The organism is Wolbachia endosymbiont (group A) of Dendrolimus pini (genome assembly GCF_964026835.1).
Lineage (GTDB): Bacteria > Pseudomonadota > Alphaproteobacteria > Rickettsiales > Anaplasmataceae > Wolbachia > Wolbachia pipientis.
Map to the genome: position 1 here is coordinate 687,906 of NZ_OZ034702.1, position 25,179 is coordinate 713,084.

Annotated in this window: 16 protein-coding genes and 5 pseudogenes; 13 read left to right on the top strand and 8 right to left on the bottom strand. The window is 34.6% G+C overall.

Going from position 1 to position 25,179, the window contains the following annotated elements; genetic code table 11:
* Window positions 1-2: 2 nt before the first annotated feature.
* The 6 genes and pseudogenes from AAGD66_RS03400 to AAGD66_RS03425 all read left to right on the top strand — a co-directional run.
* Window positions 3-803, top strand: a complete 801-nt coding sequence (locus AAGD66_RS03400; protein WP_265024415.1) for a baseplate J/gp47 family protein — start codon at window positions 3-5, stop codon at window positions 801-803.
* Window positions 803-1,957: a phage tail protein gene (locus AAGD66_RS03405; RefSeq protein WP_264736098.1), complete on the top strand. Its 1,155-nt coding sequence runs from the start codon at window positions 803-805 to the stop codon at window positions 1,955-1,957. The genes AAGD66_RS03400 and AAGD66_RS03405 overlap by 1 nt, the downstream gene beginning before the upstream one ends.
* A 168-nt stretch (window positions 1,958-2,125) precedes the next feature.
* A pseudogene (locus tag AAGD66_RS03410) lies at window positions 2,126-2,524 on the top strand (ankyrin repeat domain-containing protein); the annotation flags it as partial.
* Between the two features lie 104 nt (window positions 2,525-2,628).
* A pseudogene (locus tag AAGD66_RS03415) lies at window positions 2,629-2,949 on the top strand (ankyrin repeat domain-containing protein); the annotation flags it as partial.
* Window positions 2,950-2,987: 38 nt separating this feature from the next.
* Window positions 2,988-3,440: an ankyrin repeat domain-containing protein gene (locus tag AAGD66_RS03420; protein WP_341814550.1), complete on the top strand. Its 453-nt coding sequence runs from the start codon at window positions 2,988-2,990 to the stop codon at window positions 3,438-3,440.
* 120 nt (window positions 3,441-3,560) lie between these two features.
* Window positions 3,561-3,689 (top strand): annotated as a pseudogene (locus tag AAGD66_RS03425) (DUF2924 domain-containing protein); the annotation flags it as partial.
* Between the two features lie 115 nt (window positions 3,690-3,804).
* On the opposite strand, the gene AAGD66_RS03430 reads toward AAGD66_RS03425, so the two are convergent.
* Entirely contained in the window at window positions 3,805-5,130 is a 1,326-nt protein-coding gene (locus tag AAGD66_RS03430) for an IS4 family transposase (protein WP_264339118.1), read from the bottom strand.
* Window positions 5,131-5,222: 92 nt separating this feature from the next.
* Here AAGD66_RS03430 and AAGD66_RS03435 point away from each other — a divergent pair.
* Window positions 5,223-5,949 (top strand): annotated as a pseudogene (locus AAGD66_RS03435) (IS5 family transposase).
* Here AAGD66_RS03435 and AAGD66_RS03440 read toward each other — a convergent pair.
* The 4 genes and pseudogenes from AAGD66_RS03440 to rnhA form a co-directional block, all read right to left on the bottom strand.
* Window positions 5,931-6,833, bottom strand: coding sequence for a hypothetical protein (locus AAGD66_RS03440; protein ID WP_341814552.1), 903 nt, complete (start codon window positions 6,831-6,833; stop codon window positions 5,931-5,933). The pseudogene AAGD66_RS03435 and the gene AAGD66_RS03440 overlap by 19 nt on opposite strands.
* Window positions 6,834-7,198: 365 nt before the next feature.
* Complete coding sequence (locus AAGD66_RS03445; protein WP_174515767.1) at window positions 7,199-7,864, bottom strand: RadC family protein; 666 nt, start codon at window positions 7,862-7,864, stop codon at window positions 7,199-7,201.
* A gap of 185 nt (window positions 7,865-8,049) precedes the next feature.
* The gene (locus tag AAGD66_RS03450; protein WP_264724143.1) at window positions 8,050-9,060 is read right to left on the bottom strand and encodes a helix-turn-helix domain-containing protein; all 1,011 of its coding nucleotides are present in this window, start codon (window positions 9,058-9,060) and stop codon (window positions 8,050-8,052) included.
* A 170-nt stretch (window positions 9,061-9,230) separates the two neighbouring features.
* A pseudogene (rnhA, locus tag AAGD66_RS03455) lies at window positions 9,231-9,665 on the bottom strand (ribonuclease HI); the annotation flags it as partial.
* Between the two features lie 429 nt (window positions 9,666-10,094).
* Between rnhA and AAGD66_RS03460 the strand changes: the two are divergent.
* From AAGD66_RS03460 to AAGD66_RS03475, 4 genes are all read left to right on the top strand, one after another.
* Complete coding sequence (locus tag AAGD66_RS03460) at window positions 10,095-11,003, top strand: Rpn family recombination-promoting nuclease/putative transposase (protein WP_155968681.1); 909 nt, start codon at window positions 10,095-10,097, stop codon at window positions 11,001-11,003.
* 20 nt (window positions 11,004-11,023) lie between these two features.
* Entirely contained in the window at window positions 11,024-11,557 is a 534-nt protein-coding gene (locus tag AAGD66_RS03465; protein WP_264724139.1) for a pyrimidine dimer DNA glycosylase/endonuclease V, read from the top strand.
* Between the two features lie 289 nt (window positions 11,558-11,846).
* Window positions 11,847-13,298, top strand: a complete 1,452-nt coding sequence (locus AAGD66_RS03470; protein ID WP_264374131.1) for a cytoplasmic incompatibility factor CifA — start codon at window positions 11,847-11,849, stop codon at window positions 13,296-13,298.
* A 13-nt stretch (window positions 13,299-13,311) separates the two neighbouring features.
* Window positions 13,312-16,743: a cytoplasmic incompatibility factor CifB gene (locus AAGD66_RS03475; protein WP_320109370.1), complete on the top strand. Its 3,432-nt coding sequence runs from the start codon at window positions 13,312-13,314 to the stop codon at window positions 16,741-16,743.
* A 486-nt stretch (window positions 16,744-17,229) separates the two neighbouring features.
* Here AAGD66_RS03475 and AAGD66_RS03480 read toward each other — a convergent pair whose 3' ends face one another.
* Window positions 17,230-18,732 (bottom strand): ankyrin repeat domain-containing protein, encoded by a 1,503-nt coding sequence (locus AAGD66_RS03480; protein WP_174516139.1) that lies wholly within the window; start codon window positions 18,730-18,732, stop codon window positions 17,230-17,232.
* Window positions 18,733-19,256: 524 nt separating this feature from the next.
* Window positions 19,257-20,318: an ankyrin repeat domain-containing protein gene (locus tag AAGD66_RS03485; protein WP_264724096.1), complete on the bottom strand. Its 1,062-nt coding sequence runs from the start codon at window positions 20,316-20,318 to the stop codon at window positions 19,257-19,259.
* Window positions 20,319-21,340: 1,022 nt separating this feature from the next.
* Between AAGD66_RS03485 and AAGD66_RS03495 the strand changes: the two genes are divergently transcribed.
* Both AAGD66_RS03495 and AAGD66_RS03500 read left to right on the top strand, forming a co-directional pair.
* Entirely contained in the window at window positions 21,341-22,780 is a 1,440-nt protein-coding gene (locus AAGD66_RS03495; RefSeq protein WP_341814397.1) for a hypothetical protein, read from the top strand.
* 155 nt (window positions 22,781-22,935) lie between these two features.
* Complete coding sequence (locus AAGD66_RS03500) at window positions 22,936-24,891, top strand: ankyrin repeat domain-containing protein (RefSeq protein WP_341814398.1); 1,956 nt, start codon at window positions 22,936-22,938, stop codon at window positions 24,889-24,891.
* A gap of 147 nt (window positions 24,892-25,038) precedes the next feature.
* Here the strand turns inward: AAGD66_RS03500 and AAGD66_RS03505 are convergent, their stop codons facing one another.
* Window positions 25,039-25,164: a hypothetical protein gene (locus tag AAGD66_RS03505; RefSeq protein WP_010405125.1), complete on the bottom strand. Its 126-nt coding sequence runs from the start codon at window positions 25,162-25,164 to the stop codon at window positions 25,039-25,041.
* Window positions 25,165-25,179: the final 15 nt, after the last annotated feature.

Below are 25,179 nucleotides of genomic sequence, written 5' to 3' on the forward strand. Positions count from 1 at the left end.
AAATGCAGACATCTAATATTATTGAAAAACTAAGCTATGAGGAAATCTTTTCCAGAATGAAGGAGGAGTTAGTGTGTAGAGATGAAACCTTTTCAGCGTTAGTAGAAAGTGACCCAGCGATGAAGGTATTAGAAGTAGCAGCATGGAGGGAATTGTTACTAAGACAAAGAATAAATGAATCAGTAAAGAGCAATTTACTAAAATTTGCGACAGGAGAAGATCTTGATAATTTGGCTGAGTTTTATGGAGTAGAGAGGCAAAAAGAAGAAGATGATGAACGATTTAGAAAAAGAATTAAAGCAAAGATAGCAGGTTGGTCAACAGGAGGAAGTAAGGAATATTATAAATATCATGCACTGTCAGCAGATAGTAGAGTAAAAGATGCACTAGTAGAATCACCTATACCAGGGAAAGTACAAATTTCAATCTTATCAACAGCATTATCCATAACTGGCATAGTGTTAGAAGAGCTACTTGAAATTGTAAGAAAGCAAGTTAATAGAGATGATATAAGGGTTTTAACAGATACAGTAACAGTAATTGGTTGCAATATTACGGAAATAGATATTGACAGCAGAATGAGCATAAGTTCTGTAATATCAAAGGAGGAAATTAAGGAACAGTTCATCAAGAAGTTTGAAGCAAGTAGAAGGCTGGGATGGAATGTTACAAGATCATGGATAATAGCGAATTTATTTGTAGATGGTGTAGAAAACGTAGAATTAATCGAGCCAAAAGAGGATGTTGTGGTTCTGGGAAATGAATGTGCAAATTTGAGAAATTTAAAGATTGAGTTGAATTAATGTTACTGCCACCAAATGCAACAAGGCAGGAAAGAGCGCTAGTAGATGCGATAGATTATAAAGTAGATCCAAACTGTATCAGAGGATTTAAGTTTAGTCTTAAAGAAGAAACATTGCCGTGGATAATAGAAGAATATGGTTTAGAAGAGATACTGCGTTGGGTAAAAGATAGAAGAAAAGCCGTAGTAGAAGGAGTAAAATTTCAAAGACTGAGAGGAACTCCAGCATCACTAAAAATAGCACTAAAATGGGCAAATATAGAAGATATTACAATTATTGAGGAGCCACCTGGCAAGCACTTTTTTGAATTACAGATAGGAATAAAAGATGTTCCAAATGACTTTTTTGTGGATGCAGTAGTAGAACTTGCAAAACTATCGTTACCAGCAAGATCGCGGCTAATGAGGATTTTCAATGATCACTATAACGTTGATAGGTTTATTTTAGATGAAAGTTTATTCGGCAGCTTATTGTCAGACTATTCAGGTAGAAAAGTTGAAAAAGATGGACCAGTGTTGTCATTTGGTAGAAAGAACGCATTTGAGCTAAAAATCTTAAATCCAAGTTTTAAGTTTAGTACTTTTCGTGTTCATTATGAGCAAGCATTTAGTAATGATGTATATCGGTTAGATGTGGCAGTACTTGGAGAAACAGAGCCTCACATAAAGGATTACCAAGGCATTTATGAAAGAAGTCATCAGTGGTATAACTTAAAAGCCCTGTATCCTCTAACTCAAAGCTTATTACCATCGATTAAATTTGCTAAAGCGCAGATAGTATTATCGGACAGTTGGAACTTAGGAGAAACAAATGCGTGCTTTCCGGTTGGTAGCATAGAAGAAGAAGGAAATAAATTTGTATTGGGAAACGATAAACTTTCATGGCAACGTTGGAATTTAAAACACAAACCAATTTTAGAAAGGTTTAGCGTTACTCACCACTACAAAGTAGAAAATTATACTGATCAGAAGATTACAAACTATGTTTTAGCAGAACACAATGTTTACTATAAAAACGATTTAGAGCAAAAAGACTCAATACATGAATTAGAAAAGCATATTTTGGTATTTTACCCAGGAGTACTGAAATGGCACGAACATCGACATTTGCATAGAAGTTGGAAAAATAGTCAAGTAATATCTATAATAAGTTAAGTACTTATATTTAGATCCTCATATATTATATTAATAATAGGTTAAAATATATGAAATAAAAAGAAAAGGACTTGCTTTCTCATGCTAAAACGGACATGACTTGAATAGCAGCAGGTAAATATAAGAAATTTATCTGGCGCTAGAAAAGCTAATTTTGTGAGGTATGAAATGAGTTTTAGCAAGAGTAAGTTTTTTAAAGAAGTATCAAGTAACGGATTTAAAGATATTAATAAAAGAAATGAAGAAGGAGAGACGATATTGCACCAAGCAGTAGAAATCTCTGATTACAAAACAGTAAGGTTATTAATAAATAAAGGAGCAGAGATCAATGCAAGAGATAAAAATGGTTATACACCACTACACTGTGCAGTATTTGCGAAAAGCTTAGAAAATATAAAAGTGCTGCTAAGATCGGGAGCAGAAGTAAATGCCACTCAATATGTCACTGGATGTACGCCACTGCACTCTGCGTGCAAAATAGGAGGAGCAGGAGTTGAAATAATAAAAGAGCTAGTAAAGGCCGGAGCTGAAGTTAATCAACTGAATAAATATGGTGCAACACCAATGTATAGCTCTTTTTACAATAATCCGAACAGACCGTAATATGCTACTGGCCTGCTATAGCCATAAACACATATCTTATCGCATTCGGACTATTATAAGAAAGGCTATACTATATCTGGGAAAGTGAAAAGTATTGTCTATGTGATAGCAAAGAGAGTGAAAAGGCAAGTAAATTTTTAAGAGAAAAAGGAGGAGTAACAAAAAGTAGAGAACTGACGTGCTATGGAATAGAGGTGCTAGTGGGAGAAATAGCAGACATGTTGAATGGAAGCTACATGCCGGAGCTAAAAATAATAGAGATAGGAGAAATAAGGAAGAGAGACAAATCGCTAATAAAGAAAGAATGTCAAAATTTAGCAAGCAAGATAATCAGCCAAGTGAATGAAATGATAGATGAGGCAGAAAATGTAGTAGTAAGAAAGGCTTAAAAAAGGGACTTAATTTTAAAGAAAGGTGGAGGTAAGTTATGGTAAAGCTCGGTAAAAAAGAGGAGTCACTATTAGAGAACTCGTTTAAAAATATTTATGAAAGAGACGAGAATGGAAGAACAGCTCTGCATTATGCAATAAACGCAAAAACAGTGAGGGTATTAGTTGAAAAAGGAGTGAATGTAAATGCAACAGATGTAGGAGGATATACAGCACTGCACCTAGCGGTAACGGAGAAACGTCTAGAAATCGTGAGGGAATTGATAAAATCAGGAGCAGACGTAAATGCTGAGGAATATGGAAATAAATGCACACCGCTGCATCTAGGATGTATGGTAGGTGAAAAAGAAATAGTGGAAGAGTTAGTGGAGGCAGGAGGAGAAATAGAGCAAGAGGATGAATGTGGGATGACGGCAATAGATTATGCGAAAAATAGTAAAGAAGTAACTGAAGTATTGAAGAAAGAAACGGACAGAATTGAAAAGTTATAGCACTTCTCGCAATAGTCCGAATAGGATAAGATATGTGCTTATGGCTATGGTAGAGCAGTAGCATATTATGATCTGTTCGGATTATTGTAAAAAGAGCTATATTTATGAGAGGCTGAAAACATGGAGGAAGAAATAGAAAAGAAAGTAATGAATTTAGAGAGAAAACCTTTGGGTGAGCTGAGAAAAACGTGGAAGAAGGTATTTGGGGAAGAGGCACCTAAACACTCAAAGAAATATCTGATACCTAGGTCTTGTCGACATAAAAAAATAGTGATATAGAGTACTCTTTATTAATAGGTAAAGAGAATGCTATATGATTTAAAAGATGAGCAATGGGAGAGAATAAAAAACCATACGCGTCAAGTTAAGAGATTGTGAGCAAATTTAGAGAGGTTAAAGTGGATACTCTAGCCCTTCTACGTTTGTCTTTTAATGAAAATCGCGACCAAGTTATAGTGAGTTTTTTAAGAAATGCTTTTAAACTATTAATTTTGGTTAATACTAAAAATAACTCTCTAACCCGCCTTTTTAGCTCAATAAATGCCTTTGTTAAGCTAAGTTCTGTATTCTTTTTCACTTCTGTGCAACCAACTATGCCGTGAAATATAAGAATTGCGCACAATTTAGCATATAGTTCACATAATACTCTGCATGGCTTTCCTTTTAGCTTATCAAGCCTGATATGGCTTTTATACAATTTAAATAATAACTCAATTTGCCACCTTACTCTGTAAATCGTTAATACTTGCTCAGCACTAATTTTATTTTCTGGAACATTAGTTATAAATATTGACCAGTTCAACAATTTTTGATTTCTTTTAGAGGATGTATATCCCTGCGATCTTGCTAATCTATTAGCTTTCCTTCTTCTGGCCATAGACTGTTCTTCAGTTAGTTTCTGACATATAATTCTTACTCTAATTTTTGCTTCTTTTCCTAACAATACCTCGTTTTCTAAAAATAACTTATCCTCTAAACATTCTAATAACTCCATTTTTTGATTTGTTTCTACATCATATATGTTGGTATCGGATTTATAACGACTTATGAAATAAGCTCCTATTTCATTGATTTGTTTAAAAGAACTTGGCACAAAATAACCGAGATCAGATATTAGCAAATCATTGCTTAATATATTACTTAAATGTTTCCTATATCCCTGGTCTGATCTTACCCCCTCCGTTAAATTAAGTTGGTCTATTATCTGATTCATGTAGTCGAAAACTAATTGTAACTTTATTCCAGACTTAGTATTGCTTTCATAGCCACTGTAGCTAGTACCATAACCTTTATACATCTCTTCCATACTGTTAGGTAGAGTAATATAGCTACTGTCCAATAATTTAACACTATTAAATTGCTGTAAGATTTTGCAATCAACTTGCAAGATATTTTTAAAGAGAATCACAGATTCATTATACATCCTTTTCATAAATTCCACTGCTTCTTCAGTAAATCTAAAATCCAAACCTTGTTTTGTTATATCTATCGAGTCCTCGTTTAGTAATTGACACATTGTTTCTACGCTACAATTATCAACTCCTATATTACCCAAGACCATGGCTTTTACGAATGATGAACCTTTTAGCTTTCTCTTTCTTTTTATAAACCTTGTTGTAATTGAGATTTTCTCTGCTTTTTCATTAAAAAATTCTTTGAGCTTTTTTGATAAGCAAGTTATTTTATTCATTGGTTCTCTCACTAAAAGTATATCTGGGAGAACTTATACCTTATTATTCTATCTCTTTCATACCTTTATTTCCTTAACTTGACGCGTATGGAATAAAAAACAGTCTGCCAGGTAAGGAAGGAGATAGAGGAAGAAGCGCAAAAGATAACAGGAGATTCGTAGCTGCAATAATGTGGATAGGTAGAACAGGAGCAACATGGAGAGCATTGCCGGCTGAGTATGGAAAATGGTCAAGTGTACATAAACGTTTTATAAGGTGGGCAAAATCTGGTGTTTGGCAGATGATTTTCAACACATTAGCTGTTAATGGAGACACAGAGTGGCTCATGATAGACTCAACAATAATCAGGGCACATCAACATGCTGCTGGTGCAAGAAAAAAATGTGGAAACTGGTAGACAAGAACAAGAGCTGGGACGGTGCAAAGGAGGATTTTCAAGCAAATTACACGCTGCTTGTGATGCTTTGGGCAACCCACTGAGATTCTTTGTTACTGCAGGGCAAAGATCGGATTACGTAAAAGCTTTAGACCTGATAGAAGGCAAGAACATGGAGGCACTTATTGCCGATAAAGGGTATGACGCAAATTATATGATTGAGGCTGCAGAAGCTGTAAATGCTGAGCCAGTAATCCCACCGCGTTCCAACAGAAAAACACCAAGAGAATATGACAAAGAATTGTATAAAGAGAGAAACTTAATCGAAAGGATGTTCAACAAAATCAAGCACTTCCGCAGAGTTGCTACACGCTACGACAAATTGGCCATAGCTTTTCTGTCTTTTGTTCACATTGCTGGCATTTATCTTTGGTTAAAATAAATGTCGACACTGCCTAGACCTAAATTTTTTGTACCTTCTAATACTCTTGCAACATTTACTTTGCTATTCTCAGAAAATTTCATAAAAAATGTTTTGTTATCTATTCCGACATCTTCTACGATCCCTTCATTTTCAATAGCACTTTCACCGACTTCTCTCAGTTCTTTAAGCCATTTATCTATCTGTGGACGAACCTCTTGATACAGCTTGTTATGAACTTCACTTATTCGCTTATCCTGCAATAGATCGTAACTGAACATTGCTCCACTTAGCATCAATTCACATATTATATCTTCCTTCTCATTTTCTTTGCATGGGATCGAAAGCATTTTCAATATTACTGCATCAGCAAAACTCGTCTGTCCTTCACTATATGCGTTTATCCTGATTCCAGCATGTAGTGCTTGATCTACAACTTTGTTCAGTTCACTTACACTTTTTACCTTTACCACTGCATTTTTAAACCATATCAATTCTGCATTTTCAATTGCACTCGGCTCTATCTTGTTTAAAGCTGGAATAAATGGATTTGAACTTTGACGATTTGAAGATTTTGTGTTATAAAATTCACGTCCTTCTCCAAAGTTGATTACGAGATCTCTAGGGGAAGGCACACTTTCAGGCTTCTGAGTCTTCTTATCGCCTGCAAAGAAAGGCCACCAGTTACTAGTACGATCCATGGCATCAAATATTTCCGGTAATCTGCTAAGATCGTTCTTATTACCTGTTTCGTTTGTAAAGTTAGACCTCTGGTTTTTCTTGCCAGTACGCCTTATACCTTCAATAGCACTAGATAGTCCATTTGGTAACTTTTTAGAATCAATGATTAATTCATAAGTATTTCCATCTATATCATCAAATGATACTGTTTTTTTAGTAGTCATATAAGCCTCCTATATTAAGCATATTATCTAAGTCTATAGCGCAATTTATTGCTTTACTATTAACTTAATATACAAATTATAGAAAGATCTTGTATAGTTTGCAAATATTTATAATAAAAGAACAGATCTATTCAGGCTTTTATTCCTTTATTGTAACTTAATATACAAGCTATACAAAGATCTTGTATATTTTGCAACTTTTGTGATGTCTTTTTCCAAATCTCAGCTATAGAAATATGCTTTCCTTAAAGCACGCATAGCTTTGCTACTTGATTTTTATATTTATTATTCATATTTCGTATTGTTTGCCACTAGCAGTGGTAGCCAAACTTCCCAAACCTGAAAAATTTGGCATTCCCATACCTTTATAACAGGTCGTTTTTCTTAAAGCTGAGATGGCCTTTGTCTGTTACCAGAATATGATCTAACAGCTCAATGTTCACCGATTGACACGCAGATGCCAATTCCATTGTCATATTTTTATCCTCTTCTGATGGCTCTAAACTTCCTCCAGGGTGGTTGTGAGCTAATATTATTGATGCTGCCTTCCTTCCGATTGCATTTTCTACCACTTCCCTTTCATATAGATGCACTTCATCTATTGTACCAAAATGCACGTCGTCGTCTATAAAACGGCGCTGTGTATCCAAATATATTATCTGGACAGCTTCTCTCGCTGAGAGGCCTATACTTACCCTTATATATTCTATGAGCTTTTCGTTACCCATTACCGGTCCTCTCTTTAACCCTTCTCTTAGTGCCCTCTTGTTAGCTTCCTTAACACATGTAATCACTACAACTGCAGGTTTAGTTACTCCTCTTATCATTTGCAGTTCATCTATTTCCCGACCTAGAATGCCTCCTATTCCTGTACAAGTATTCACTAGATTTTTAGTAATAGCTTGAGCTTGATGTACTGAACTTAGAAGCGTTTCCATTATTTCATCATCACGTAGAGCTTTACCTCCACTGTTCAATGCTCTAAATTCTATTTCTTTTCTACGATCTTTACTTTTATTCTTATTATTCATATAATATATCCTTCACTAATAATAAATTATTTTTAAATGTTTACTGCTATTTTTTTAGCAGTATTGGCATAAGGCCATAGCTTTCGGGCGAAGTCAAATCAATTTTTCAATTTTTTTTTGTTTATTTTTTTTATGGAAATATAAAAGATATTAATAATTGCTGATTTCTTTAAACAATGTCGTTTTTAGACTCGTATTTTAAGGTGATATAAATCTATTGCTTCAGCAGGTATACCTATTGTTTGGGAAATGGCGTCAACAGAAACACCTAATATAAGTAGGTTATTTGCAACTTTGATCCCCTCTGCTTTATCAATCTTTTCTTTGTAAATCTGCTTTCTTTGGGATAAAAATTCTACCCATACATCCAGTTCATCTTGTGATTCTTGATTGTTAATTTTTTGTAACTCTCTCGCCCAGCTTAATAGTTCTTTTTCTCCTTCACCATCTTCGTCTTCACAGCAGTCTTCTTCCGTTGATTTAAGCACCAGATCCTTAGCATCCACTGACAATTTTCTCGCTATTTCCCATAACCTTTCACCGAACATGGTGCTCCCTTGTTCATAGTAATGTACCTGTGGACCTCCTACACCAAGCTCTTTTGCTAATTCCTCTTGCGTACACCCTTGTATTATTCTCCACTTTTTCATCTCTTGTCTTTTGCTTCGACGCTTAGAACCTTTTTCCTCTTTATTATCATATTCATCAGCTGATAAACCTGTTGCTCGGTAGATTATATCAGTAGCAAATCCTGCCTTTAGCATATTCTTTGCCATTCTTATTCTCGCTGCTTTTACATCATTTTCCTCTTCAGCTCGAATAGATTTGGTTAATGCATAAATCGCTTTACGTGATTCTCGCCCCCTTGTTTTTGTGTATTTTCCTATGAAATCGTACATCCATTGGATCTTACTTTTATCAAAACAACTGTTTTCTTTGAGTACTTTTTGTCTAGGAAGTAGATCACTCAAACTAACTGATAATGCATCTGCTATAACTTGTAATTCTTCATCTGGAATGCCACATATCCCTTGTTCATATCTTCGCAGCGTATGATAGTTTATACCTGTTTTGTCTGCTAGATCTTTTAGGGTATATCCTCGCTTTAGCCTCCAGCTTCTTATCTTTTGCGCTATTTTATATCTTGTAGCGTTAGTATGCTTTATACGGCTACTATTAATGTTACTAGCGGTCACTCTTTTTCACATAAACAAACATATATACCTAATCATAAACACTCTGAATAAAGACCTTAATTTTTATTTGCTTTGGACGATGGCTTCATCCTACTTGCTGCAGCAGATTTAGAGTTTCTTCTTGATGGTTTCTCAATCTCATAACTTCTGTATTTCAGCTTTTTAGTTTCTTTTCTAGCCAGTCTATCCGCCTCCTCGTTATACGTATTACCATTGTGAGCTCTAACCCACTTCCAATTAACGTCATGCTGTAAGGCAACTTCATCTAGCTCTTTCCATAATTCCATGTTTTTTACTGGTTTTTTAGTTGCTGTTCTCCAATCATTTGCCTTCCACTTGCTGATCCATTCTGTTATACCCTGTTTAACATAGAGACTATCTGTATGTAAAATAACCTCACAAGAAATTTTTAACATCTTTAGCCCGTTAATTACAGCCTTTAATTCCATCTTGTTGTTCGTTGTGTTTTCTTCACCTCCAGAAATACGTTTCTTGATAAAGACACTTTTATTTTCATACATAACTACAGCAGCCCAGCCTCCTGGACCAGGGTTTCCAGAACACGCTCCATCCGTATATATTGTAACCTTCTTTTTTTCGCCCATGCTAACATGATATATTTTTAACTTACAATTTGCTACTGAAAATATTGACATTAAGTTTCAAGATCTTTATCATGTAAAGGTGTGGGAAACCTGTCCTCACGATGTTAGGTAAATCGTAATTGAGTTTTTACGCTCGTATTTTTATTATGCTCCCACACCAAAAAGCGTATCTTTGATGTCTCCTACAGCTCCAAATTCATGGTATCCATTTGCCGGTCTTTTAAGGCGCTTTACAGAAGGGTTGATTAAAAGATGTATAAAGGGACGTCTAAGGTGCATAGTAGCATTCTAGGGCCATCTATGAAGGTAGTTTTTTGCCAACTCTTGAAATTCAGCTAAATTTACCACTTTAATAGACCTCAGCATAAAAGAGTTGAATATTTCTTCAGAATTGTGTATAATTATTAATGCTTTTTAGGTACTCTTGCTATGGCTCTTTCTAAGTTCCTTGACGTACGAAATGATGTCGCGTTCAAAAAAATATTTGGTACTGAAAAAAATAAGGATATACTTATTCACTTCCTCAATGACATCATTGGCTTCACTGGTAAAAACCAAATAAAGGATATAGAGTTTCTAAGTACTATTCAAGACCCTGATATCGCCGCTAAAAAGCAAAGTATTGTTGATGTTCTCTGTAGAGATGAAAATGGGATGCAAGTGATCGTCGAGATGCAAGTTGCTAAAACTAAAGGATTTGAAAAACGTGCTCAATACTATGCTGCTAAAGCTTATTCAAGACAAGCTGATAAAGGTGATCAATACCAAGACCTTAAGGAAATTATCTTTATTGCTATAGCAGATTGTATCCTGTTTCCGGACAAGTCTGAGTATAAATCAAAGCATACTATTCGGGATGAAGATACTAATGAACACGATCTAAAAGATTTTTACTTCATATTTATTGAATTGCCAAAATTTCCAAAAACCAAAGAGGATCAGCTTTCAAATATAGTTGAAAAATGGGTTTATTTTTTTCGATATGCAGACGAAACTAGTGAAGAAGAGCTGGAAAAAATAATAGGTAGTGATGTAATAATTAAAAAGGCCTATGAAGAGCTAAATAGATTCAACTGGTCAGAAAAAGAATTTATTGCCTATGAACAGGAAATAAAACGTATTCTTGATGAACAGGCTGTCCTCGCTCAAAAACTTGATGATGCTAGAGAGGAAGGTAAAGAAGAAGGTAGAGAGGAAGGCATCCTTATCGGACATGAAAAAGGCAGAAAAGCAGAGAAAATTGAGGTCGCAAAGAATCTACTAAAAGCAGGTGTTTCTATTGATATTATAGCTCAAACTACTGGTCTTACAGTTAACGAAGTCAAAGACTTAATCTGATTTTATTTTTTGACACCTAGATGAACATCTTTGTACTAGATGAAAACCCAGTAATTGCAGCACGAATGTTATGCGATAAGCACATAGTGAAAATGCCATTAGAAACTGCTCAATTACTTAGTAGTGTTTTTTCAATCGCATTAAAAGCGCCAAATCCTTTTGTCAGTATCACAAACCAAAATATAGAAGTTCCATATAAACTTACTCACAAAAACCATCCTTGCTCTTTATGGGCTAGGCAATCGAAAGGAAACTTTTGTTGGTTGATAGAGTATGGAAAAGAATTGTGTAAAGAGTATACACAGCGATACAAAAGGAAGCATAAATCAGAGGAAGTAATAAATTGGTGTGATAGTAATAAGGATTTACTCATTTTTCGATCAACTGATATGCAAGCTTTTATACAAGCACTGCCGGATCAGTATAAATGCAGCAGTGCTGTGGAAGCTTATAGGAGATATTATCTCAAGGAAAAGATGAGATTTGCTAAGTGGGAAAAAGGTAGAGAAGCACCAGGTTGGATAATCTGCTACACAATACCACAGCTAATATAGCTCATAAATAAAGAAGCCATCCAAATCGGACATGAAAAAAGCAGGGAAGAGGGCGAAAAACAGGCTAAAATAGCTGTGGCTAAAAATTCACTCAAGGCGGGTGTTTCTATTGATGTTATTGCTGAAATAACAGGGTTTTCTGTTGATTATATTGAGAAAATTCAAGAAAAGAAGTTTTAGCCATAACGTTTTTTTTATTAAACCCTCTATTCTAGTAATTTTAATATTGCAATCCATTCTAATGTCTGTACAATGCCTTTTTTATATAAATACTTAATAGGAGGGGTTAATGCCAACACAGAAAGAGCTTCGGGCTACGATGTCCAAAAAATTACAGGAAGCTATTAAACATCCAGATCCAGCAGTTGCTGCCGGGAGGAAGTCAGCTATCAAGAGATGGGTGGGAGTCCTTCAAGATAACTTTATGGAGCACATAAAATACTTTAAGGGTGATAAGTTGAAGTTTTTGCACAATGTATTCCAAGATGAAGGTTGCTGGTCAGGTGTAAGGTTGGATAATGCTGCTTTAGGTCAAAGGTTTACTGAAGAAAAAATAGGTGGAATAGATAATCCACTTCGCAAATATGAGATGGCTTGTAGTTACTGTGTGGTAGATAAAATTCATCCACTCTTTCAAAAAAGATTTGAATCTTATAGGAACAATTTTCCTCCTGGTGCATTTGATGGTAAAACTGAAACTGAAATTGGCAAATACGTACGAAACTCGTTACTAGATAGCATAAAGAGGAAAGGTCCTGTGTTTGATTTCTGGATCGATAGAGAATCTGGGGGATTAAAGCAACCAAGTAACGCGTCAGAAGGTTTTGACAGTGCTGTAAAACTTAAGTGGAGTGAAGGAGTAGAGTATTTTTATAATCATTTAAAAGAAGAAGATAAGGAAAAGAAACTTACAGAAGCTATTATTGCTCTGTCTCGCGTTCAATCTGTTGAGAAAGATGCTCCTATTTTAGATTTTTGTGTAAGGAATATAGGTGATAAAGATACTCTTTTACAGAAATTGCTGCAGAAAGATAAGGGAGTATATTCCCTTCTTGCTGAATTAATAGAGTCATGTTTTTTTGATACGGTTCATGATTTGGTACAGTGCTGGTGTTATAAAGGCGTTTCAGCAGGAGGAGACCATTCAGACAAAATATTCTCACAGCGAGAGTATGAACTTCTTCTTTCATCACTCTCAGATGTAATGTTGAAAAATTCTGAGTCAAGTGTTCAAGCTAGATCTGTTATTATGAAGATTTGGGGATGTGATCACTTTTATAAACACAAGAAGGCTGCCGTTAATACTTCTAATTATACAGTTCATGTAAGTGGTATGCTTGCAGGATTAATAGTCAATTGGAAGCGAGAAGATAGTCATGAGTCTGATAGGGAAAAAGAAATAGAGAAAAAAGAAATATTAGATATAATGTCATTTGCCAAGGATTGCTTCCCTGAAAAGTTTGAACTTTTTAAAGAAGTCATGATAGAAAACCTTAGATTATGTGGTAGGGAAGGAATGGAAGAAAGTATAAACTACGATGATTTGGCGAAAGAATTGTTTTCTGAGTTAGAGAAAACAACTTTACCTCCTGGAGGTGATGGCCCTAGGTATGATTTACGGACGCGATCTCAAGCTCATGGTAGTAAGAAAACATCTTTGCCACTTGATGGTTCTGGTGATGGTCCGCAGTCCAAGTTTGAAGCTCCTAGTGTGAGTGGTGTTTCTAGCCGTAGAAAATAGAGGGGTATCTTATATGAATAATGGTGATGGACTTATTAGGAGTTTAGTGGATGGAGATCTTAAAGGTTTCAGACAAAGATTTGAATCTTTTTTAGATCAATGTCCATCTTTCTTGTATCATGTGAGTGCAGGTCGTTTCCTTCCTGTATTCTTTTTTAGCATGTTTGCTACTGCACATGATGCTGATATCTTGGATGCAAATGAGAGAGTCTATTTTCGTTTTGATAATCATGGTATTGATACAGGTGGTAGGAATAGAAATACAGGAAACTTAAAGGTTGCTGTTTTAACTCGTAGTCGTGACGGACAGCGAGTTGTCAAGTGTTACAGCATTTCTGATCGCCCTAACAGTGATGGGTTAAGGTTTAGTACAAGGGAGAGAAATGCTCTAATACAAAAGATTATACAGCAAAATCCAGACTTAAGGGAAGGAGACCTAGATTTTGAGCAATATAAAGTATGCATGCATGGAAAAGGCAAGAGTCAGGGAGAAGCAATTGCAACAGTATTCGAGGTGATTCGTGAAAAAGATCTTAGAGGTAGAGATAAATTTGGCAAATATTCAGCATCTGAAATCAATCTTATTAGACGGCTCTTAAGAGATCACAGATTAACAATTAAGGAAATAGAAAGAAGACAACTCAATCGAAATCAGCTCACACGACTTGGTGAGTTGGTCAATTTTGTGCAAGTTGCACCAGGTCAACAAAGAATTGACGGTTTTATAGAAATGCTGGCGAGTAACGAAGAACTAGATGTAAGAGATAGAATGTACGAAGAAATTGTCCCATACATAGCTCGCATCTATCATAATTATAGGCAGGAACTGGAATATAATATTGAAAACCGCAATCAAAAATTTGAGAGTCACGGGTTTTTATTAGGTTTCTTAGCAAATTTTAGTCATCGCTACACAATAGGCATCGATCTTGACTTATCTCCTAGAAACTCACATGTTGCATTTCTTGTACGTCATCAAGCAGAAAGAGAAAATGTTCCTATTGTTGTCAATCTTGCTACAAGGGCACCGTCCAATATCGCATTAAACCGCGCCAGAAGTCACGCTGAAAGATTGCATGTTTTTTCATTTATACCTATCCATACTGAATCAAGAAATACTGTCTGTGTTGGATTAAATTTTAATTTAAATCGAATTCCTTTTAGGGTTGATACAGTAGGGCTTCAACAGGGTAGGTTTCCTTTAGTACAAAGATTGTTTGAGTATATAGAAGATGAAGAGGTTGGAGAGAATATTAGAGATTTCTTGCTTCAACATCTTCCTGGTGAAATACCAAGAAATGCAGAGAATTATAACAGAGTATTTGATTGTATAACTGGTTTTACTTTTGGAAGTAGTGCTTTTGATAGGCACCCTTTAGAACTAGAAGAAGAAGACGAAGCACCTATAACAAAATACATATTTAGACATGGTGATGAGGGTTTAAGATGTTTAACTATGGTCTTTCATGCTGAAGGTTCTGATATAGTTATACTTCATATTAGAGCTCACGATGCACAACAACAAGGAGCAATCAATTTAGAAAATCTTAATATTAATGGAAATAATGTTCATGTATGGGAAGTTTCATGCACACTTAATGACCAATTTGAGCTAGATATTGATCAACCAAATGACCTTGGTTTATATCACGATTACCAAAATAATAATGCAAATAATTTTCTTGATGGTGATCTTGTACAAGTACCTAATGCTGAAAATGTACATGGTATTTCAGAAAGGGTTATGAATGATGGCTGGAAAAATGTAGGTCAGCATAGAGAACTATTTCAAGAGATCTCTGGAGCATTGATGCCACTTAGGGACGCAATAAATGTTAATAGTGAGGATAAGTTTCGTTCTATACTACATGGTACATTTTATGCTAGTGATAATCCTTATAAAGTGCTTGCTATGTATAAAGTTGGTCAAACATATAGTTTGAAAAGGGGTCAGGAAGAAGAAGGAGAAAGGGCAATACTCACAAGAATTACAGAACAGAGATTAGACCTTTTATTATTAAGGCAACCTACAGCAGATACTCATCCAATTGGATATATATTAAGATTTGCTGGTAATGCAGAAGAAATAATACAAAAGGAGAATAACGCAAAAGATCAAATAAAAGAACTTATAAACAAGCAGAGAGGATATGTGCCTATTACTTCTGGAAATGAGGTGGTTTTACTTCCTCTTATATTTAATGCAGGTGCAGAGAGAGTAGAAGGTCTTATATCTATTCCAGAAGGAATAGGAAGAGAAGAGTATGTACATAGACTTGATCGTGGTGGTCGTGACTCAAGACCAGGAGTATTAGTGGGACCTGAAAGTGTTATTGATGAAAATCCACCAGAGGGTCTATTATCAGATCAGACTCGTGAAAATTTCAGGCGCTTTTACACGGAAAGAAAACCAGGACAGAACTCGATTTTTTTGCTTGATATAGATGATAATCTGCACGTTCCATTTAGTTACTTGCAAGGTACTAGAGCACAGGTAATAGAAACATTAAAGTCAAGAATAAGGAGAGGTGATAATTCCATTCCTACAGCACAAGAGATAAGAAGACAAATAAGAGATATTCTTAGAAATCAAGGGATAGAAGTAAATGATCTACTTACGCTAGAATTTGCGACGAGAAATGGACATTATGATTACTGGCTTCAACAAATTGATATAGCTCACGCTGGAAGATTGCGATATCAGCTTCGTACTGAAGGTAATCACACTTTTGAAGTAGCTAATTTGGCAAGGAATGACGGTAACGAGCACATTGTTAGAGTATTAAATCAATTTAGGGAAAATGAAAAACAACAGCGTTTAACTTTAATCATTACTTTAAATAATACTCATTGGGTTACACTAGTGATTGAACGTCAAAATGGGAACTATGTTGGGTACTATGCTGATTCAACTGCTACTGCTGTTCCAGGTGGTATTACTGATATCATTCAAAATAACTTAGGAAATAATATCAGGATTAATAATGTTTCTGTTAGTCAGCAAACAGATGGTTGGAATTGTGGTTTATGGGCATTAGAAAATGCTAGTGATATTAATCGAGTTCTAAACGAAAATCCTGTTGGGCAAGTGCAGAATATCATAAATATAATACGCGATTTTCTTGGAAGAGGCCACCCAAACAGAGATAGAAATTACTTTCAGAACATAAGAGTGGGCATTTCGCAATTATTCAGGAATAATCCGGGATTTCAAGATGTGCAATTGCAAGCATACATTCAAAATAGAGAACAAATTGATCCATTACTACGTACTTATCTAGAATTAGGATATCACAGAGTAGGAGGAGGGTATGGATTAGTAGAAGCACCTATATCGCTTGGTGTTAGTGATTCCAGTAATTTTGGTGACCTGCCACAGTCGAGTTTAGAAGGTCCTGAAGCTAGTCGTGTTTCTGACCTTAGCCAAGGTAAAGGCGGTAGGTAGAGGTAATCGGTAGATGAAAGGAGTGTAACAAAAACCTTATGCATCAAGTAAAGATTGTGAGCAAATTTAAAGAAGTTAAGGTGGGTAACCTGTTTTTTTCTACTTGCAGCAATGTTTCAAAAAGTATATGTGTCGAGTTGGGTAAAGTTGAAGGAGGTTCTTAAATGAGCAACTATTAATTTGGTAGTGTATAACATTAATAAATTTAAACGATGCAACCATTTCCAGCAACCAAAACCAGCCAGCGTGAGAACAATTTTTTTTTGGAATGGGTAGGTCTTGCAGCACACTACCCCTAGATTTTTCACTTTTTCATATAGCTTGAACAAACTTTTTCTAACTCATTCATGTTTGTACTTTAACATATTTAATAATTGAAACGACGTCTATGAGTCAGATACCGCCCATACCACTACACTTTGGGGATGCACATCAAGCCGATAGTAGTTGCATATTCCATACACAAGGAGCTAAACTTCAACAAGCCTAAGTTCTGCAGATGTATGTTTCTTCACATTCGATTCTCTCTATTTTAGCACTGGGCTTTAATATCATATATGTAGTCCCACCAACCGCTAACGCAAGTGTTGTGGCTGCAGCAACCGCCCCTACTATAGGCAGAAATCCAATTGTAAATACTGTTGCAAAAATGGTTGTCGCAGCTATACCTAATACTGCTGTTGATCCGCCACTAACAAGACCCCACTTGGTTGCATTATATTCTTGTTGTTTTATTTCTGCTTCCCCGAAAAGCTGTATTAAACTTTCATCTGTGGCTAACTCTCTTGGAGTTTTACCATTAGTGTCTTTTAACAAAGGATTTTCCCACTTTTTCAGTAAAGACTCTGCTACTTCTGTGCAGTCATAAATAGCAGCTAAATGTAAAGGAGTACGACCTTTTAGTAACGTATGTGCTCTATCTTCTACTACACACCTCACTAGATGCTCTACAACTTCTTTCATACTTGGTTCTTTTCCTATTAAATACTTAACTACCTTTGTGCAATTATTATAGAAAGCACTATGTAAAGGAGTATTTCCGTCTTTATTCACTACATTAAGATCTGATCCTTTTTTCACTAGAAGTTCTATTATGTCTATATGGCCATTTGCAGCAGCTAAGTGCAAGGAAGTATTTCCGTCTTTATTCACTACATTAAGGTCTGATCCTTCTTTCACTAGAAGTTCTATTATGTCTATATGGCCATTTGCAGCAGCTAAGTGCAAGGAAGTATTTCCGTCTTTATTCACTACATTAGGGTCTGATCCTTCTTTCACTAGAAGTTCTACTATGTCTATATAGCCATTGGATGCGGATAAGTGCAAAGAAGTATTTCCGTTTTGATCTTTTATATCAACACCTGCTCCTCCTTCTAACAGTAATTTTGTAACATTTATATCCCCAAAATTTGCAGCAAAATGTAATAATGTATATTCTTTTGTATGGTTAGAATCATCTTGTACTTTGAAAATGTAATTTATATCAAACCCATGTTTTTTCCACTGATTACATTCATGCATTATATGTTTTATACTACAACGCTCCTGCTCTAACTCTCTGAGCTCATTCTCATATTTCTTGAATTCCATATTAAATTTTGCTTCGCTATCTTTCAAACTATTATTATACCTTTCATATTCCCAATCATAATCAGGTATAGCATGTCTAGAATCATAATTGGATTTACTACTATTGGCATTGTTATGCAGCTCCTGTAACAATTTACTATTGTACTGGTAGTTTAACGACTGTATCTTTCTGCCATAGTTTTCACTCAATAACTGTGTCTCTCTGTTATAGTTTTCATCCAATAGCTGCATTTTGTGGTGAATAGATTCACTAGATTCATTAATTTCGCTTGACCTTCTTGAATTATATTCTTGTAATTCATTTGCTATTCTTGTAGTTGTGTTATTGCTGTATATACTTGGATTTTCCTCTATCCCCTGCAATATTATTTCAAATTCATTCTTCATAAAGTCTATCATACCTATACCTCAAAATTAAAAACACATGCCTAAATTGTACACGTATTTAATAAAAAAGCAAGTTTTTGCTTGTCAGTTCTAATTTCTTATATTCTTTTCTTCTGTCTTTTTCTTAATTATATGTATGTCTTTATGTAGATATTAAAACAATATTTCTACTATTCCACAAACCAATAAATGCAACAGAGAAGAAGTTGCTTTGGAATCGGAAGGTCCGCTGCGGAGGCTTAAGACCTGCTGCAAAAGGAAAGCCCAGTTTTTGTGGTAATTATGATCTTTAAAAAAACCACGTTTAAAAATACTTCATACAAGCGAGGAACACCTCTTCTTGTTTTCGCAGCAGGTCTCCATGTATCCTTCTTTAATTAAGAGACTGACTAGCTCCTTGAGTTTGTTCAGTGCTTGGGCACTCAAGGTTACTATTTATATCTTTATTTTTAACCATCTCTGCAAATGTCTTGACTTTCAGTGTAGGAACATGTCTTGTTGTAACATCTTCGAAGTCTACAAAGTAAATTAGTGTATTATTTCGTACTCCTGTTCTTTATACCAGTAAATGTCATTGCTTGAAAATTACTTCCATAATGCGTCGATAAAGCATCAATCAATGGTTTATGATTATGTAGAAATATTCTTTTTTCTATTTCTGGCATTATCTGAGCTTTAAGTTGTATATTCTCTGGACTGACATATAAGCCAGTAGCTTCCAGTTTTGCTATGCGATTTACTATTAACTCAGCATTGTCTATTTTATTCGAGATAATAACGCAATTTAAAGGAGTATTGCCATCACCATCTATCACATCAATATTCGCTCCTTTTTCAAGTAAAGACTCTATCACACCTTTTTGGCTATGTTCAGCAGCCCAACTTAAAGGAGTATTGCCATTATCATCTATCGCATCAATATGCGCCCCCTCTCCGATTAAAAGCTCTACCACTTCTCTTTTGCCACTTAAAGTAGCAGCATGTAAAGGAGTATTTTTACTCTCATTCACCGCATTAATATTCGCCCCTTTTTCGATTAAGAACTCTACTACTTCTCTTTTGCCACTTAAAGCAGCAGCATGTAAAGGAGTATTTTTAACCTTATTCACCGCATCAACATTCGCCCTTTTTTCGATTAAAAGCTCTACCATCTCTCTTTTGCCACTTAAAGCAGCAGAAAATAAAGGAGTATTGCCATTATCATCCACCGCATCAACATTCGCCCCTTCTTTGATTAAAAGCTCTACCACCTCTCTTTTGTCACTGAAAGCAGCAGCATAATGTAAAAGAGTAGGTCCATCTTCACTTACCATATTAATATTTGCCCCTTTTTCGATTAAAAGCTCTACCATCTCTCTGCCACTTAAAACAGCATAATGTAAAGGAGTGAGTCTAAGTTGCTGAATATTCGCTGCCTCTACTACCCCTCTTTCCCTTGTATTACTTAAAGCAGAAAGACGTGAAAAAGCTTTTTCACCCTCATCTACCGCATTAACCTCTGCTCCAGCTACTATTAACTCCTCAATTTGCCCTATATTACCCTGTACAACAGCATTAAAAAGTTGTTCATTTAACTCTCTTTGTTGTATTTCGTTCATAAATTACCTCTAATTTGTTAGTATGCTAGATGATAATGCAGTATAAATATTTGATATTTATTAATATTACTACACTTACATTATATATAAAATTTTTAATTCAATTCATCATCACCTGCAACATCAGCAAGCCAAACGCCTCCCTTTTTTCGTTGAGCGTCATAAAGCTTTTTCTATATACTTCCACAATCTTTGCCTCTTTTCCATGAGAGTTTCTATTGCATCTTTGTCATAAGATGAGCACAAACCTTTTTTGCTATAAATTTACCTTAGTTTTCCTTTTTATCCTCAAATGAATTGGTATTAATTTAGTAAAATATATTACTAATAACCTAACCGATACAACCACTTTCAGCAACTTAAAATAACAAGCGTGAGAACAAGTTTTTTTGGGATCAGTTGGTCTACCGCGCGATACATACGAACTTTTTTGTATTCTGACTTTGCTATACGCTAAAACTAGCCATATTAGCCCATTTTATCCATATATACATACGAACTGTTTTGCCTAAGCTTATGGAAATAATTTAAATCTTCTATTTTTATAACCTTATTTTTACGCAACTTGTTCTCAAAAATATACGATCTTTTTTGAAGGAGTAAACAATTGAATTGTTTATAACACTAGCTAGCATGGTATCTTCACTAAAATATTTTTTGAAAAAGTTAATTGACTTATAAATAATTCTCTACTAATACTGGCATGTGTTTGTTTATTCTGCTGAAGTTGCTCCATACAGGTTTGCTGTAAAAACTTCAGCAGTTTCCGTACTCCTTTAAAGCATAATCCATCACGCTCTTAATAATAGTGATATCAAATATAGGTCTTAACTATTTTAATCTATAGTAAAATTAGCTCAAATTTGCAGTCATAAGCAACTTTTAACCTATCTACATACTCCATTGTTACTCACCATAAAAACTTAACAAAAATATGAGTAGTAAAAAGATTGTGTTGAAATTAGCTTGACCAATATTATATATTGTACATAATATATTCTATATCTAGGCTAGGAGGTAGTATGGATACAGAGTCAGTAAAATATGTTGTAGAATCTATCAGTGAACAAAAGCTAGGAGAGGAATTAAATACTGAGCCATGGCATTCAAAAATTGAGTGTAATAGCAATGAGGGACCAACGCCTGAAGATGACATAACAGATTTAGATGATTATAGTTTGTTTGTTCAAGGAATAAGTAATCGTTCGGAATGTTATGACCTTGATCAGAGACATGAAACTAGGGAGGCTGTTGACACATGTGTAAAACATACATTGTCGTATCAGAGTGAAACTGATGATAGTGATTTATATTGGAAAAATTACCCTATTAGTCCAAGAGACTCTGCTTTAATTAAGTTAGATCTACTACTGACTGAAAGTGAGAGAAGTCTAATTGATGAATTTCGTAAAGAGTTAAAAGATGTAGTAACAAAAAATGATCAAGGTTATAGGGATAAGCATGAAAATTTTACAAACACTGCTTTAGAGCGTATAGAGTGCATAACAAATAAATATTTGCAAAAAGGGATAAGACTCAATTCAAAATATAACGATGATAAGTATACTATAACAAGTTTAATTTTTAAGGAAATAAGAAATATCCCTGATAGAATACGACAGCATAAGGGATTACCACCTTATGAGAGTTTATCAGACGATAGTGAGACTATAACAAGTTTAGTTTCTAAGGGAATAAGAGATATTCCTGCCTACGAGGGTGTATCAGATGATAAAAATATAGGTATTATACGCAATATCATAAGTAATTTACTATTAAAAGGTGGAAGAGTAAAATGCAGTTCCTTTTATGATGATAAGTTATTGTATGCAACTTATGGGTTCAGTTATGAGATTTTTGCAGAATGTGAAGAAATTGATAACAAGCTAAAAAGTGTAGCAGATGAAGGTATTATAAACAGTAGTGCCCAAGGCAAAGCTTTACACGTAGAAATGGATAATGGATATTTTTATGTAAAATATTCGCAAGATAGCACTGTTGAGGTTGCAAAAGTTATAAATAATCCAAAAGTGAAAGATTTAAGTTTTAGACATCATATATTTCATGTTGGAAAGAGTATAGTAAGAGTTGAAAATGTAGGAGGAAAAAGAAATTATACAGACGTTTTAGAAGGTGGCATTGAAATGTCTTTTACTACTGAAGTAGGAAAGATTAGTATTCATCTACGTTCTAGTGATAAAGACAACAATAAAATTGAAGTAAAGATAAGTGACGATGACAAGAAGAAACTTGATCAATTAAAAGATAAGGAAGAAATAGGAGAAAATTGCTTACTTGGTGGATATTCAGTACATGATGCGATTAAACGAGGATATTTTGAAAAACATGAAACACTACGTCAATCTTCTGAAAAAATTACCTTATCTAATGAAAAGAAAAAAAATAGTTGGTGTGAGATAGTAACAAATTCAAAACAGACAACAAGCCGTACTGTAGGGTAAATGCTACACTGCTTGATTGTCTAAAGATCTTATATTACTCACCATAAAAACTTAACAAAAGCTTAACGACGTGAGTAGTAAAAAGATTATGGTTATTGACTTAATGTTACATATCGCATACAATGTATCATATATCTTAGCTTAGAGGGATAAGTATGGGTGAGTCTACTGGGATAGTAAAATCTATTATCAATCTACTAAAACCAAAATCCAAACCAGAGCCATCTGATTTTGAATATGAATCAATTATAGAACATCTATCATCTAAAGAGCATTTATTAAATGAGCTGATGAATGATATGTGGTACTCAGGAGACTTACCATCAGTCAGAAACTATAATGAACCATTATCTTTGATAGATAGCAAACTTGGATTAAGTGAACAGATTTGTGTTTGGTTTGCTCTAGATCATGACCTTACACCAAGTCAAAAAAATTTAAACAAAAAGTTACTTAGTGCTCTAAAATGTTTAGCTTCTAACTGTGGTTCATTTGATAATACTGAGCCCCTTGAAGAATTTTTACATGATAATAAAAACAATAAAGATTTAAAAGTAATTCTTAATCTCAGAAGAGGAGAATCTCAATCAACAGTATTGCATGCGATTGCAGGAGCAAACATTGGTGGATTTCGTCGCACAGGAAATCAGGCTATAGATTTACTCTTAGAAGCAGGCGCAGATCCTAACATACAAGATAATAAAGGAAAAACACCATTATACCTTGCTGCTGCCAAAGGTCACCACGATAATGCAAACTCTCTTCTTTTGAAAGGAGCTAAACCTAATATAACAAGTAGAAAGGGTAAAACTCCACAACGAATAGCAACTAATAACCTCTGCTATGATATTGAAGAATTATTTTTAACTGGTAAACAGAAAAAGATGAATAAGGAATTGTATGACTTACTTGTACTCGATTCAGACTGCACTAAAAATTTAAAGGAGTTTTTAAGTAAGCATAAAAGAGATTCAGACCTAAAAGTAGTGCTAAATATTAGGCAAGGAATGGGTGAATCAAAAGTGTTTTCGTATGTTGATCGTTTTGCTTGGGATAATGAAGATCTTGATCAAGAGTTAAGAAAAATATTTCTAGAAGCAGGAGCATTAGATTATGGTATAAATATTTATCGTCAGCAAAAGAAAGGACAGGTCAGTAAATTACTCGTTAATTTAACCTCAAATCAAAAGGAAAAGTTAAATGAGTTTTCTGATAAGGTGTTTCAGGCTCAAAACATGGCTGAACTTGAAGAGATTGTAAACGATGCTATAAAGTCTGGTGTACGATTAAACTATTCTCTTTCACAAGATTTCTTTTCAGGTAATGAGTACACTTTTACCGATTATGTGATGAAAAAAATCAGTGAGTTGGAAAAAAATCCTAAAGTTGCTAGTAATATAATATGTCAATTAGTATCAAAAGGGGCAGTGTTTGGTAATACAATTGATGCTAACACACTGACATCAGAATTTAAAGAGCATAAAACTAACCTAAAAAAAGCTTATAGAGATTATATTAGCAATTCTCATAAATTTATTGAAATCGCAAAAAGTGCAACCAATAGCGAGCTAAAAGATGCAAGAGTAGACAACTCCGTTTTTTATTTAGAATATTCTAAAGATAGTAAAATAGACATTATAAAGATAACAGATGGGGCAAGGGATTTAGGTCTAACAGATGGGGATGTAAAGTGTGGAAGAAATATAGTAAAGATCGGTAATAGTGAAGTAGAAATTAAAACTGAAGATGGCATAAGGAATTACACAGATCTTACAGAAGGTAGCAGTATAGCATTAACTTTTTATACTAGTTTAGGAGAATTAGAAGTTAGATTATATCCTGATGAGAACAATAAAAAGTTGATAAGAGTAGAAGTGAGCGATGAAGATCTATTTGAAGAAATAGCAAGTCATGAAGAAATAGGGCAAAATTGCTTATTGGGAGGTTTACCGGTTATTGAAGCTATAGATCGAGGTGTTTTTGCTAGATCTGGTGGATTAATGCGTCCTGAAGTAATAAGCGAGTCTAACAAGAACAAAGATTCATGGGTAGGACGTGAAGAGCTAAGAAGGGCTTCTGATTCTAGGGGAAAAATTGCTAGTTTGCCATAAAAGTTGAAGATTATTATTTAAATACAAACTACTATAATTTATAGATTAAGGAAATTGTACCAATGTCTTCTAAGAATACTCTTTTATATTGTTTTTAAGCTGGCTACAAAATGAGGATATGGGACATACAATTGGCTGAGCTGCCTTTTACACTCCAGGTCTACTATTAAAATATGCAGCTAAAATTGGATCATTTTCTACCATTGTTGCACCTAATATGCTAAAATCTTCATCACTTGTATTGATATTTTTACATAATTGATTTTGTAACATTTATTTGCTCTTCTA

Bases quoted from the DNA above. Each gene is read 5' to 3' on its own strand.
- AAGD66_RS03465 (WP_264724139.1), top strand. From the start codon at position 11,024: ATGAACATCTTTGTACTAGATGAAAACCCAGTAATTGCAGCACGAATG.
- AAGD66_RS03420 (WP_341814550.1), top strand. From the start codon at position 2,988: ATGGTAAAGCTCGGTAAAAAAGAGGAGTCACTATTAGAGAACTCGTTT.
- AAGD66_RS03405 (WP_264736098.1), top strand. From the start codon at position 803: ATGTTACTGCCACCAAATGCAACAAGGCAGGAAAGAGCGCTAGTAGAT.
- AAGD66_RS03400 (WP_265024415.1), top strand. From the start codon at position 3: ATGCAGACATCTAATATTATTGAAAAACTAAGCTATGAGGAAATCTTT.
- AAGD66_RS03475 (WP_320109370.1), top strand. From the start codon at position 13,312: ATGAATAATGGTGATGGACTTATTAGGAGTTTAGTGGATGGAGATCTT.
- AAGD66_RS03480 (WP_174516139.1), bottom strand. From the start codon at position 18,732: ATGATAGACTTTATGAAGAATGAATTTGAAATAATATTGCAGGGGATA.
- AAGD66_RS03505 (WP_010405125.1), bottom strand. From the start codon at position 25,164: ATGTTACAAAATCAATTATGTAAAAATATCAATACAAGTGATGAAGAT.
- AAGD66_RS03495 (WP_341814397.1), top strand. From the start codon at position 21,341: ATGGATACAGAGTCAGTAAAATATGTTGTAGAATCTATCAGTGAACAA.
- AAGD66_RS03440 (WP_341814552.1), bottom strand. From the start codon at position 6,833: ATGACTACTAAAAAAACAGTATCATTTGATGATATAGATGGAAATACT.
- AAGD66_RS03470 (WP_264374131.1), top strand. From the start codon at position 11,847: ATGCCAACACAGAAAGAGCTTCGGGCTACGATGTCCAAAAAATTACAG.
- AAGD66_RS03500 (WP_341814398.1), top strand. From the start codon at position 22,936: ATGGGTGAGTCTACTGGGATAGTAAAATCTATTATCAATCTACTAAAA.
- AAGD66_RS03460 (WP_155968681.1), top strand. From the start codon at position 10,095: ATGGCTCTTTCTAAGTTCCTTGACGTACGAAATGATGTCGCGTTCAAA.
- AAGD66_RS03430 (WP_264339118.1), bottom strand. From the start codon at position 5,130: ATGAATAAAATAACTTGCTTATCAAAAAAGCTCAAAGAATTTTTTAAT.
- AAGD66_RS03445 (WP_174515767.1), bottom strand. From the start codon at position 7,864: ATGAATAATAAGAATAAAAGTAAAGATCGTAGAAAAGAAATAGAATTT.
- AAGD66_RS03485 (WP_264724096.1), bottom strand. From the start codon at position 20,318: ATGAACGAAATACAACAAAGAGAGTTAAATGAACAACTTTTTAATGCT.